Genomic DNA, 12,870 nt, shown 5'->3' on the forward strand with positions numbered 1-12,870 from the left:
GGCGGCTCAGCGGGCGTTACGGGCCGCCACGATCGTCGAGACCGTCTTCTCCAGCGCGTACGCCGGGTCCGCGGCGCCGCCCTTGACGGCCGCGTCCGCCTCGGTGACGGCCGTCATCGCGCGCGCCACCCCGTCCCCCGACCAGCCGCGCAACTGCCGCTGGACGCGCTCGATCTTCCACGGCGGCATGCCCAGCTCCTTGGCCAGCCCCGCGGCGCGGGCGCCGCGCGGCGCCCCGCCCACCTTGGCCAGCCCCCGGACGCCCTGCGCCAGCGCGCTCACGATCAGCACCGGCGGCACGCCGGTCGCCAGCGCCCAGCGGAGCTGCTCCAGCGCCTCGCCGAGGTTGCCCTCGACGGCCTTGTCCGCGACGTTGAACCCGCTGACCTCGGCACGGCCCTGGTAGTAGCGGGCGACGGAGGCGTCGTCCACCCGTCCGCCGGTGTCGGCGACGAGCTGGCTGCACGCGCCCGCCAGCTCGCGCAGATCGTTGCCGACGGCGTCCAGCAGCGTCCGGGCCGCGTCGGCGGAGATCTTCCCGCCCACGCGGCGGATCTCGGTGCGGATGAAGTCGACCCGCTCGCCGGCCTTGGTGACCTTGGGACACGCGATCTTCCGGGCGCCCGCCTTGGCGAGCCCGTCCGCGAACGCCTTGCCCTTGGCGCCGCCGTGATGCACCGCGACGAGATACACGTCCTCAGCCGGATTCTTCGCATACTTCAGGACTTCGGCCGACAGATCCTTGCCGAGGTCCTGCGCGGCCCGCAGCACGATCACCTTGGCCCCGCCGAACAGCGAGGGCGACGTCAGCTCGGCGAGCCGTCCGGGCTCCAGCCCGCCCGCACCGAGGTCGATGACCTCGGTCTCACCGTCGACCGCGCGGGCCGCCGCGACCACCTCACCGACGGCCCGGTCCACGAGCAGTTCCTCGTCCCCGACGATCAACGAAAGAGCCTCCGGCGCCATGCGCCCAGCATGCCACGCCCACACCCTCCCAGCCGTCCGCATCGTCCCGCGACCGTCCAAGCGAGCCACTCAGCCGAGCTACTCAGCCGAGCTACTCAAGCCGGGCTGTTCCGGCCAGGCTGCTCAAGCCGGGCTGCTCAAGCCGGGCTGTTCAGGCCGGGCCATCCAAGCCGGGCCATCCAGAGCGGGCCGTCCAGGCCCGGGGCGTTCAAGCCGGGGACGTCCAGGCAGGGGACGTCCAGGCCGAGCCGTTCGGGCCGAGCCGTTCGGACTGGGGACGTTCGGGCCGGGGACGTTCGGGCTGGTGGGGACGGGGGGTTGTCGAGAATCAGGGGACTTGTGGGGATTCGTCCGGCTAGGGTGTCGGGACTTGGGCGCGGGAGTGGGAGGCGCTGTGCTGGTCCTGGTGACCCGACTGTGGGCGCGTGTGCGGGGCCGGGTCTCGTGGTGGACGCCGGCGCTCGTCTTCGGCGGCGTCTTCTTCGCGAGCTGGCCGCTGATGGCGCTCGCCGAGCCGTCCGGCAGCGAGATCGTCCGCCCAGAGACCTACTGGTGGTACTTCGTCGTCACCGCCTCGACCGTCGGGTACGGCGACGTCTCGCCTTCGTCGGCGGCGGGACGCGTGGTCGGCGTTCTCGTGATCGTCGGCGGGATCGCGGCGCTCACGACGGTGTTCGCGCGGCTCGCGACGCTACTGGAACAAGCGAGGGGACGCAGGATGCAGGGCGCCGTCACGGTGGACGTCTCGGATCATTTCGTCGTGCTCGGCTACACGCCCGGCCGGACCGAGCCGATGGTGGACGAACTGCTCGCCGACCACGCGCGCAAGGTCGTCCTGTGCGCGTGGGACGACGTCCCGGCGCACCCGATGCCCGACCGCGACGTCCTGTTCGTCCGGGGCGACCTGACCGACGACGACGTCCTGCGGCGCGCCGGAGTGCAACGCGCCCACAGCATCCTGATCGACGCCCGCGACGACAACGAGGCCCTGGCCGTGGCGGTGACCGCCGACCACGTCGCGTCGAACGCGCACATGGTCGTCGCGCTGCGCGACATCACCCGAGCGCAGCGGATGCGCTACGTGGACGAGAAGCTCCAGTGCGTCCAGTGGCACAGCCCGCGCATGATCACCGAAGAACTGAAAGACCCGGGCATCTCCGAGGTCTACACCGAACTCATGAGCCACGGCGGCGCGGACACCTACTCGGTGCGCCTGCCGGAATCACTTGGAGCGGTCCCGGTCGAGCACTGCCAGACCGTCCTCGGCCGCACCTACGGCGCGACCATGCTCGCCGCCCGCGCGGGAGACGCACTCCTGGTCAACCCGGACTGGAAGAGCGACATCCCCGCGACGTCGGTCATCTACTACGTCGGCTCACGCCGCCTCACCCCCGCCGAACTGGCCAAAACCCTCCGCACCACGTCCTAACGAATCCACTCACAACCAGACCATCGCCCGACGAACCCGGCGACCACACCGACCAGGCGCCCCCACCGGCTCAAAAGGCCGCAGGAGCCGCGACCTGGTCACCAACGCCAGCGGGACCGGGACCGCCTTCGAATCCGCCAACACCGTCACGCGCCGCCTCCCCCGGCGAGCACATCCGGCAGCGCGACGCCGGAAAGGTCGCCCCGGCCGCGGACGCGCCACGCGGGGACGGCGGCGAGCGCGGCAAGGATCCGCTCGCGACCCACCACGTGCCCACCCCTCCGATCGGGCACAAACGAATGCCACGCGGCGTGCGCACCGTCGAACGCGGATTCGGCGACCTCCCGCAGTTCCTCGATACGCGGTCCGGCCACCGAGGCGACCGGCGTGACCGAGGTCCGTTCGCCGGGACCGATCGCCGGACTCAGCAGAGCAGCCACCGGCAACTCCGCCCCGCACGGCACTCCGGGGAACCGCTCGCGAAATCCAACGGGATTGACCGCGACCTTGCCGAACGGAGAGAACGCACTCGCTTCCGGCGGCCGATAGTCCGCGGGAAGTCCCGCGATCTCCGCCAGACCCGGATACTTCATGATCGTGTGATAGCCGAGATGCGGATAATCCGGCCAACCGGCGACGACGAGCGCCCCGCCGTCCCGCTCGATGAGCACCGTCTTGTCGCCGCTCATGATCCGGTAACCGTGGTGCTCCACCAACTCCAGCAACAGCGTGCTCTTCCCCGCCCCCTTGGCACCGGCGATGAGGACGGCCCGTCCATCGCGCACGGCAGCCGTGGCATGCAACACCACCGCTCCGTTGTTCTCATGATGCTTCAGGACAAGATCCCGCAGCAGTTCCACGAGATCCATCGCTCCGTCCGGCCCGAGCGCGACATCCACGCTCCCCCGCCGCGAATCAAGGACGAACCGGGTACCGGTCTTCGTGCAGTCGATGTACTCGACATCCCCGTCACGAACACGCCGAGCGGGAATCGTGAAGAACTCGCTCGCACTCTCACGCACGAACACCTCTTCGACCGCCCCTCGCCCCGGTGAGCCCGGCTGCGGTCCCGTCCCAGCCGTGACACGAACCTCGGCGAACGCCGAGACATCCGCGTCACCCAGTACCTCGTCCACCGTGAAATGGCTGGACAGGAACTCAAGTGCCGCATCCGCGCCGGGCGCATCCTCGATCGTCAAGTCGATCTGAGCGCCGAGATAGCCGAGAACCAGCCTCGTCACCACGCGACCTCCAGAACGACAAAGCCTTCAGCCTCAGAACCCCGAAGCCTATGTCTCATCTACTCATCCCTGAAGATCGAAGCCTGCGCCGAGAAACGCGCTCCTCCCAACAAGCATGGTCACCATCGCAGCATGGCCACCCGTCGTGGCACGAGCACCACCGGTCGCGCGTGGTCACCGCACGTGGTGTGAGGGAAAGGGCATCGTGCGGGGTTCAGCGTCGCGATACCTCGACGAGTCCGGTCTTCGCGCGGGCTATCGCGATGTCTCCTTCCTGGTCGGTGCGGTAGGTGCGGGCGTGCAGGTCGCGGAGCAGGTTCATGGTCGTGGGGGCCGGGTGGCCGTAGTCGTTGTCGCGGCCTACGGAGATCAGGGCGAGGCGTGCCCCGGCTGCGGCCAGGAAGGTGCGGTCTTGGCTGCGGGAGCCGTGGTGCGGGACTTTCAGGACGTCGACGGGTGGGATCGCGGGAGTCAGGGCGCGTTGGGCGTCCTCCTCGATGTCGCCGGGGAGGAGGGCGCTGAAGTTCGGGCTGCGTGCCAGGAGCACCACGCTCGCGTTGTTGATCGTGGTTCCGTCGTCGGACGGGAGCAGGGCCGGTTCGGCGGATGGTGGCGCCAGGACGGTCAGGGTCAGGTCTCCGATGCGCCAGGTCTGGCCGGGCATCGCCCGTGTTGTCGCCAGCCCGCCGGTGAGTCGTGCTGTGCGGCCTGGGTCGCGTGGGGTGGTCAGGAGTAGGTGCGTTGTTCGTCCTGCTCTGACTCCCGGGATTCCGTCGATGTGGTCGGCGTGCGGGTGGGTGATGACGAGCAGTGGGACGTCCTTGATGCCCAGGCGGTCGAGGCAGCCGTCCACCGCGCGGGGGTCGGGGCCCGCGTCGATCACCACCGCGCGGGACGGTCCCGCCGCCAGGGCGAGCGCGTCGCCCTGGCCCACGTCGCATGCGACCATCCGCCAGCCCGGCGGCGGCCAGCCCGGGGACACCAGGCGCAGGAGGATCACGCCGAGGAGCAGGCCCGCCGCGATTCCGGCCGCGGCGACCCGGAGGCGGGGTGAGCGGATCACCAGCAAGCCCGCCGCCATCGCGGCGACGAGACCGGCCGCGCCCGCGAGACCGGTCGGCCAGGGGACGGACGCGTGGGGCAGGCGCGCGGCCGTCCGGGCGACGAACGCGACCCAGCCGACCGCGAACCCCGCCGGGACGACGACCAGGCGCGCTAGCGGCAGTGCGACCGGCGCGGTCAGTGCCGCCACGGCTCCCAGAAGCGTCGCCGGTGCGACGGCCGGTGCGGCGAGCAGGTTCGCCGCCACCGACAGCACGCTCAGCTCGCCCGACATGAGGACGAGCACCGGCGCGACCGCCACCTCGGCCGCCGCCGCGACGGCCACCGCGTCCGCGACCGGACCGGGCAGGCGTCGCCGAAGCCGGTCGCGCCAGCCCGGTGCGAGCACGAGCAGGCCGGCCGTCGCGAGGACGGACAGCGCGAACCCCGCCGACCGGCCGAGCGACGGGTCGAGCAGCACCAGCAGGATCACCGCCGCGCCGAGCGCGGGCAGACCCTGACGGCTTCGGCCGCCGAGCAGCGCGACCAGGCCGACCATGCCCATCACCGTCGCGCGCAGGACGCTCGGCTCCGGGCGTGCCACCAGGACGAACAGCAGCACCGCGCCCGCCGCCAGGACCGGTGCGATCCGGCGGCCCACGCCGGCCAGGCGGCAGAGGGCGAGGACCGCGCCGATGACGATCGCCAGGTTCGCTCCGGACACGACGAGCAGGTGCGTCAGCCCGGCCGTGCGGAAGTCGGCGGCGAGCCGTGGATCGAGGCCCGAGACGTCCCCGACGACCATCGCGGGGAGGATGCCGCGCTGGTCGGGCGGCAGCCGCGCGACGGCCGCGCGCAGGCGGGACCGGATCGCCCCCGCGAAGCGCTGCGGCGCGGACGGTCCGCGCAGCACCGTGGGCGGCCCCCGGACGATCACGACCGCCGCCGTCAGGTCGCCGCCGCGCGGCTCGGTGAACCGCCCGGCCAGCCGCACCCGGACGCTCGGCCCCGTCCGGGCCCAGCGCCCGTCCGACGCGAGGAGCAGCACCGGGACGCGCACCCGCACGCGGCGTCCGTCCCGCGTCACGGCCTCGGCGCGGGCGCGGACGATGAACGTCACTCGTCCCGGACGCCGTCGCTCGACCGGATCGCCCGTGACGACGGCGTCCACGACGGCCCGCGCACCGTGCCGCGCCAGGTCGCGCACCGGCCCGGACCGGACGACCGCGACCCGCACGCCCACCCCGGCCGCCGACGCCGCCACGCAGACGAGCAGCGTCCCGGCCGTCACCCGCCCCGCGCGGCGCCCCCGGACGAGCAGCGCCGCTCCCCCGGCGACCGCGACGACCACGACGCCCCAGACCACCGCGCCGCTCGCCCCGAGTGTCAGCGCGGCCGTCCCCCACACGGCCACCGCCGGAAGCACCAACCGCAGGTCCGCCCCGCGAGGCGCGGCACCGCCGTCCCCCGACGCGATGGGCTCGGCGTCGGACGGGTCGGGGCTCGGGTCCTGTGGCTCCTTCATGCTCGGACCTGGGGTTTCAGGTCGGCGAAGCGGCGGGGGCCGATGCCCGACACCTCCTGGAGCTGGTCGACCGAGCGGAAGGAGCCGTGTTCGGTGCGGTAGGCGAGGATGCGGGCGGCCAGGACCGGGCCGACGCCGGGCAGGCGTTGCAGGTCGTCGGACGTCGCCGTGTTGAGGTCGACCGGGGCGCCCGAGGGAGCGGCGCCCGGCGGAGCGGGGCCGGAGACGGGCGGCGGCGGGGACGCCCCTGGCACGCCCACCGGGATCTGTTCACCGTCCACGACCGGGCGCGCCAGGTTCAGCGCGCCCGTCGTCGCGCCCGGACGCGTTCCCCCGGCGGCCCGGATCGCGTCCGCGACCCGCGCTCCCGCGGTCAGCGTCACCAGGCCGGGACGCCGCACCTTGCCGAGGACGTGGACGAGCAGGCCCGCCGGCGACGACGGCGCGGACGAGACCAGCGCCACCGCCGCCGACGGCACGGCGGGCGGCGCGCGGTCCGGTTCCGCCCGGGGACGTGCCAGCCACAGGTACCCGCAGGCGACCGCCACGGCCAGCGCCCCGGCCACGATCAGCACACGTGCGCCGCCGGATCCGAGGGCGCGCCCCGGCGGCTCGGGCCCCGAGCGCAGCAGCCCGGACGGAGGAAGCGCGGATCGCAGACGTTCAGGAAGTCGCATGACCAGCACGCTAAGTAGCCGGAAACCGGCGGCGCCACCATGAAAAAGAACTGTGGATAACTCAGAGCTGAGGCGCGACCACCACGCCGAGCATCCCCGGCCCCACGTGCGCCCCGATCACCGGCCCGACCTCGCCGACGTAGATGTCCTCGACACCGGGCAGACGCGCCCGAAGACGCGCGGCCAGCGCCTCGGCCCGGGAAGCGGCGGCCAGGTGCTGCACCCCGAGGTCCACCCGCCGGTCCCCCGCCTCGGCGACCACCAGCTCCTCCAGCCGCGCCAGCGCCCGCGCCGACGTCCGCACCTTCTCCAGCGGCGCGATCCGCCCGTCCTCGATCCCGAGCAGCGGCTTCATCATGAGCGCCGAGCCGAGCAGCGTCGCCGCCGCCCCGATCCGCCCGCCGCGCCGCAGGTGCTCCAGCGTGTCCACGTAGAACAGCGAACGCGACTCGTCCGCCCGGCGCAGGGCGGCGGACGCGGCCTCCGACGCCGACGCGCCGCGCAGGGCGGCGGCAGCGGCGGTGAGAGCCGAGAGGCCGAGGCCGAGCCCGATCGTCCCCGAGTCCACGACCTGGACGGGAACCGGCGCGGACGCGGCGGCGAGCCGCGCGGCCTCCACCGTCCCCGACATCTCCGCCGACAGGTGCACCGACACGATCGCGGAGGCGCCGCTCTCCCCCACCGACCGGTAGGTGTCGGCGAACCGCTCGGGCGCCGGACGCGACGTCGTCACCGGCCGCCACTCGCGCAGCGCCTGCGCGGCCTCGGCGGTCGTGATGTCGTTCTCGTCGCGCACGGTGCCGCCCACGGCGATCTGCAGCGGGACGATCGTCACGCCGTGGCGCTCGGCGAGCCCCGGCGGCAGGTAGGCGGTCGAATCGGTGATGACGGCGACCCCGGTCCGCCGGGCACTTCCCATGGAGGGAGAGTACCCAAACGGGAGATTTCCGGCTGGTTACGGCTGGACCGGAACTCCGCCGCGCCACACCCGCAGCGCCCGCAACCCGAACGACCAGGCGAACGCGCCCTCGTGGTCGGCGTCCCACAGCACGATGTCGGCCATCATCCCTGGCGCGAGGGACCCGCGGTCCCCGGCGTGCAGTGCCGCCGCGCCGCCGAGCGTCGCCGCCCGCAGCGCCTCGGTCACCGACATCTGGTACCGGGCGACGGCGAGGCCGATGACCAGCGGCATCGACGTGATGCCGCACTGGCCGGGGTTGTGGTCGGTGCCGAGCGCGACGGTCACGCCGCGGTCGAGCATCGCGCGCACCGGCGCGGGCGGACGCGAGGTGTTGAGCCCGCTGCCGGGGCAGACCGTCGCGGTGACCCCGGCGTGCGCGAGCGCCTTGATGTCGTCGTCGGTGGCCTCGGTGAGCAGGTCCGCGGACGCGCACCCGACCTCGGCCGCGACCTGCGCGCCGCCGACGCGCTCGTGGGCGCAGGCGTGCATCCGCGCCTTCAGCCCGGCGCGCTTGCCGGTGAGCAGCAGAGCGCGGGCCTCCTCCGCGCTGAAATGGCCCTCGTCGCAGTAGACGTCGATGGAGTCCGCCCCGGCCTGCGCGGCGTCGCCCGCCCACAGCCGGACGGCCTCGATGTAGTCGCGGCGCCGGCCGAAGAACTCCGGCGGCAGGATGTGCGCGGCGAGGAACGTCGCGTGGATCCGGGGCATCGACGGCTCGCTCTCCAGCGACCGGAGCATCCGGATGTCGGCCAGCTCGCCGTCGCGGGTGAGGTGGTAGCCGGTCTTGGCCTCGACGGTCGTGGTGCCCGCGAGGATCCACTGCCGCAGCCGCTCCCGGACGCCGTTGCACAGCGTCCACGGATCCGTCCCGCGCGTCACGGTGACGGTGGAGTTCACGCCGCCGCCCGCCGCCGTGATCGCCGAGTTGGACGACCCGCTCGTGCGCATCGCCAGCTCGGCCCAGCGGTTGCCCGCGTAGACGGGATGGGAGTGGGCGTCGATCAGGCCCGGCGTGACCAGGCCGCCGCCGAGGTTCTCCACATGGTCGACGTCGACGATGTCGTCGATGATGCCGGGGACGCTCTGCGGCAGGTCCGACGCGGGCCCGGCCCAGACGATCCGGTCGTCGTGGATGAGGACGGCGGCGTTGCTGCAGACGTCGGTGCCCGTCCAGAGCCTGCCGATGTTCGTCAACAGCCGTACCGTCATGACATCACCGGCCGGAGGGAGGCAGGGCGCCGCGGCGCGCGGGGGACGTGACCGGCGGGAGGTGGAGGACGCCGCCCGCTCTCGATCCGGGACCTGCCATGAGAGGGCCACCTGCTCTCGATCCGGAGCGCCGACTGGGTGCCGGCGGACCACCATTGGAGGGACGGGCGGTCGGCCGACCACCACGAGCAACGAGACCGTAGATATCGGTTTCGTCACGGTAGTGTACTGAGGGCCCGGCCGACAACCTCTGGCCGGAGAACGACCGCGCGACGGCACGGGTTCCCGGTGCGAAGGATCGCGCGCGCCGCGAGGAAGGGTGCCGGAACCGGCGACGCGGCGCGACTTTCACGGGCTACCTTCCTCATCACGGGCCGCCCCGTCCGGTGGGACGGAGGGCACCGGCCGCGGACGGGTGAGGTGACCACCACGACGACCGTGCGGAATCCGTTGTTCACCTTACGGAGGGCCGTCGCGGGGTCAAGCGGAATCGGGAAGATGTCACCGATCGGAAACAGGCCCGGCCCGGGGAAAAACCGGGCCGGGCCGTTCCGTGCGCGGATCAGGTCGCGGCGAGCGCCTCGAACGGCGCCAATTCGGCCGCGAGCGCGGCCGGGACGCGGGCGTGCAGCGCGGTCCCCTCGGCGAGGTGCTCGGCCGAGTGGACCTCCCCGCGCTCGTGGACGCGCGCGACGAGGTCGCCGCGCCCGTACGGGACGAGCACGTGCACCTCGTGTTCCAGGCCCGGCAGGTTCTCCTCGATCGCGGCGCGCAGTTCGGCGATGCCCGCGCCGGTCCGCGCGGACACGACGATGCTGCCCGGCTCGCGCCGCCGCAGCCGCGCGATCGTCAGGTCGTCGGCCGCGTCGGCCTTGTTGATGACGACGAGTTCGGGCAGCCGGTCCGCGCCGATCTCGCGGAACACCTCCCGGACCGCGTCGAGCTGCGCCTCGGGCTCGGGGTCGGAGCCGTCCACGATGTGCAGGACGAGCCCGGCGTCGGTGACCTCCTCCAGCGTCGAGCGGAACGCCTCGACGAGCTGGTGGGGCAGGTGCCGGACGAACCCGACGGTGTCGGCGAGCGTGTAGGTCCGCCCGCTCTCGGTCTCGGCGCGCCGGACGGTCGGGTCCAGGGTGGCGAACAGGGCGTCCTCCACCAGGACCCCGGCGCCGGTGAGCCGGTTGAGCAGGGACGACTTGCCGGCGTTGGTGTACCCGGCGATGGCGACGGCGGGGACGGCGTTGCGCCGCCGCTCGCCGCGCTTGGTGTCGCGGGACTTGGACATCTCGGCGATCTCGCGGCGCAGCTTGGCCATGCGGGTGCGGATGCGCCGCCGGTCCAGCTCGATCTTGGTCTCACCGGGGCCGCGACCGCCGATGCCGACGCCGCCCGCCGCGCGGCCGCCGACCTGGCGCGACAGGTTGCCGCCCCAGCCGCGCAGGCGCGGCAGCAGGTAGTCGAGCTGGGCCAGCTCGACCTGCGCCTTGCCCTCGCGGCTCTTGGCGTGCTGGGCGAAGATGTCGAGGATGAGGGCGGTCCGGTCGATGACCTTGACCTGGACGACGTCCTCCAGGTGGCGGAGCTGGCCGGGGGCCAGTTCGCCGTCGCAGATGACGGTGTCGGCACCGGTCGCGATGACGACGTCGCGCAGCTCGGCGGCCTTGCCGGAGCCGATGTAGGTGGCGGGGTCGGGCCGGGAGCGGCGCTGGACGAGCCCCTCCAGGACCTCCGAGCCGGCGGTCTCGGCGAGCAGGGCCAGTTCGCGCAGCGAGTTGTCGGCCTGCTCGGCGGTGCCGTCGGTCCAGACGCCGACGAGGACGACGCGCTCCAGCCGCAGGGACCGGTACTCGACCTCGGTGACGTCGGTCAGTTCGGTGGAGAGCCCGGCGACGCGGCGCAGCGCGCGGCGGTCGTCGAGGTCGAGCTCGCCGGTCAGGGGCTCGAAGTCTTCGTTGAAAGTCTGAGTCATATGTCCTCTGGTAACGCCGCGGGGCGGCTGTCTCTTCCCCCGGATGGTCTCACGCTGGGGTGATGCCGGGCCATCCGATTAGCGGCCGGGCGCACGGGGAGGTCCGGGAGGGATGGGGGCCTTTGACCCCGCCGTACCGCCCCGAGTACCGTTCTCCACATAACAGAAGTGAAATTTCGCTATACGAAAGGGCAGGGAAGATGGCTGCACGCGACGGGCTTGAGGTCACCGGCCCCCTCGGGGATCGCTACGACGAGATCCTCACCCCCGAGGCGCTCGACCTGGTCGCCGTCCTCCACCGCGAGTTCGGCGCCCGCCGCAAGGAACTCCTGAAGGCCCGCGCGGAGCGGCAGGAGCGGCTGTCGGCGGGCGGCACGCTGGACTTCCTGCCCGACACCGCGGCCGTCCGCGCCGACGACTCCTGGCGCGTGAACGAGCCCGGCAAGGGCCTGGAGGACCGGCGCGTCGAGATCACCGGCCCGACCGACCGCAAGATGACCATCAACGCGCTCAACTCCGGCGCGAAGGTCTGGCTGGCCGACTTCGAGGACGCCAACACCCCGCTCTGGACGAACATGATCGAGGGGCAGCTCAGCCTGCGCGACGCCCTCGACCGCACGATCGACTTCACCGACGCCAAGTCGGGCAAGTCCTACGCGCTCAAGGCCGACGAGGAGCTGGCGACGATCGTCGTCCGGCCGCGCGGCTGGCACATGGAGGAGAAGCACGTCCTGGTGGACGGCGAGCCGATCTCCGGGTCGCTGTTCGACTTCGCGCTCTACTTCTTCCACTGCGCGCGCCGCCAGCTCGCCAAGGGCAAGGGCCCGTACTTCTACCTGCCGAAGATGGAGAGCCACCTGGAGGCCCGCCTCTGGAACGACGTCTTCAACCTGGCGCAGGACGAGCTGGAGATCCCGCGCGGCACGATCCGCGCGACCGTCCTCATCGAGACGATCCCGGCCGCGTTCGAGATGGAGGAGATCCTCTACGAGCTGCGCGACCACTCGGCGGGCCTGAACGCGGGCCGCTGGGACTACCTGTTCTCGGTGATCAAGAAGTTCCGGGACCGGGGCGCGGACTTCGTCCTGCCCGAGCGCAACGCGATCACGATGACGGCGCCGTTCATGCGCGCCTACACCGAGCTGCTGGTCCGCACGTGCCACAAGCGCGGCGCGCACGCGATCGGCGGCATGGCGGCGTTCATCCCGTCCCGCAAGGACGCCGAGGTGAACAAGGTCGCGCTGGAGAAGGTCCGGGCGGACAAGACGCGCGAGTCGGGCGACGGCTTCGACGGTTCGTGGGTCGCGCACCCCGACCTCGTCCCGGTGTGCCGCGAGGTGTTCGACGGCGTCCTCGGCGACAAGCCGAACCAGCGCGACCGGCTCCGCGAGGAGGTCAAGGTCGCGGCGGCCGACCTGCTGAACATCAAGGCCACGCCGGGCGACATCACCGAGGCGGGCCTGCGCGGCAACGTCGACGTGGCGCTGCGCTACCTCGCGACCTGGCTGGACGGCGCGGGCGCCGTCGCGATCCACAACCTGATGGAGGACGCGGCGACCGCCGAGATCTCCCGCTCGCAGGTCTGGCAGTGGATCTACAACGGCGTCGTCACCGCCGAGGGCCAGAAGATCACCAAGGAGTGGGTGGAGCAGATCCTCGACGAGGAGCTGGCCAAGATCCGCACCGAGCTGGGCGACGCGTTCAACGAGCCGCGCTACAACCAGGCGGTGGCCCTGTTCAAGGAGGTCACGCTCGCCGACGAGTACTCCGAGTTCCTCACCACGCCGGCGTACGTGCGTTTCCCGTAAGGCCGAGCCGCCCGGCCGCCCCGTCGCGGGCGGCCGGGCGTCCG

General features: G+C 72.6%; 9 protein-coding genes. 2 read left to right on the top strand and 7 right to left on the bottom strand.

Annotated elements, in window-relative coordinates; genetic code table 11:
* Positions 1 to 6: 6 nt before the first annotated feature.
* A complete protein-coding gene (gene holA, locus BTM25_RS14855; RefSeq protein ID WP_103563498.1) occupies positions 7 to 966 on the bottom strand; it encodes a DNA polymerase III subunit delta in 960 nt (319 codons plus the stop codon).
* Positions 967 to 1,360: 394 nt separating this feature from the next.
* Here holA and BTM25_RS14860 point away from each other — a divergent pair, with 394 nt between their 5' ends.
* A complete protein-coding gene (locus BTM25_RS14860) occupies positions 1,361 to 2,395 on the top strand; it encodes an ion channel (protein WP_103563499.1) in 1,035 nt (344 codons plus the stop codon).
* A 146-nt stretch (positions 2,396 to 2,541) separates the two neighbouring features.
* Here BTM25_RS14860 and BTM25_RS14865 read toward each other — a convergent pair whose 3' ends face one another.
* From BTM25_RS14865 to hflX, 6 genes are all read right to left on the bottom strand, one after another.
* Positions 2,542 to 3,639, bottom strand: coding sequence for a hypothetical protein (locus tag BTM25_RS14865; protein ID WP_103563500.1), 1,098 nt, complete (start codon positions 3,637 to 3,639; stop codon positions 2,542 to 2,544).
* 211 nt (positions 3,640 to 3,850) lie between these two features.
* Positions 3,851 to 6,202, bottom strand: a complete 2,352-nt coding sequence (locus tag BTM25_RS14870; protein ID WP_235828419.1) for a ComEC/Rec2 family competence protein — start codon at positions 6,200 to 6,202, stop codon at positions 3,851 to 3,853.
* Complete coding sequence (locus tag BTM25_RS14875) at positions 6,199 to 6,879, bottom strand: ComEA family DNA-binding protein (RefSeq protein WP_103564643.1); 681 nt, start codon at positions 6,877 to 6,879, stop codon at positions 6,199 to 6,201. The genes BTM25_RS14870 and BTM25_RS14875 overlap by 4 nt, the downstream gene beginning before the upstream one ends.
* Positions 6,880 to 6,940: 61 nt before the next feature.
* Positions 6,941 to 7,798 carry a DegV family protein gene (locus tag BTM25_RS14880; RefSeq protein WP_103563501.1) on the bottom strand — a complete coding sequence of 286 codons (858 nt, stop codon included), beginning with the start codon at positions 7,796 to 7,798 and terminating at the stop codon, positions 6,941 to 6,943.
* 36 nt (positions 7,799 to 7,834) lie between these two features.
* Entirely contained in the window at positions 7,835 to 9,049 is a 1,215-nt protein-coding gene (hutI, locus tag BTM25_RS14885) for an imidazolonepropionase (RefSeq protein ID WP_103563502.1), read from the bottom strand.
* Positions 9,050 to 9,611: 562 nt separating this feature from the next.
* Complete coding sequence (gene hflX, locus BTM25_RS14890) at positions 9,612 to 11,018, bottom strand: GTPase HflX (protein WP_103563503.1); 1,407 nt, start codon at positions 11,016 to 11,018, stop codon at positions 9,612 to 9,614.
* A gap of 200 nt (positions 11,019 to 11,218) precedes the next feature.
* Here hflX and aceB point away from each other — a divergent pair, with 200 nt between their 5' ends.
* Positions 11,219 to 12,826 carry a malate synthase A gene (gene aceB / locus BTM25_RS14895; RefSeq protein WP_103563504.1) on the top strand — a complete coding sequence of 536 codons (1,608 nt, stop codon included), beginning with the start codon at positions 11,219 to 11,221 and terminating at the stop codon, positions 12,824 to 12,826.
* The last annotated feature ends 44 nt before the right edge of the window (positions 12,827 to 12,870 follow it).

The sequence above is a fragment of the Actinomadura rubteroloni genome, from assembly GCF_002911665.1.
GTDB classification, from domain to species: Bacteria; Actinomycetota; Actinomycetes; order Streptosporangiales; family Streptosporangiaceae; genus Spirillospora; species Spirillospora rubteroloni.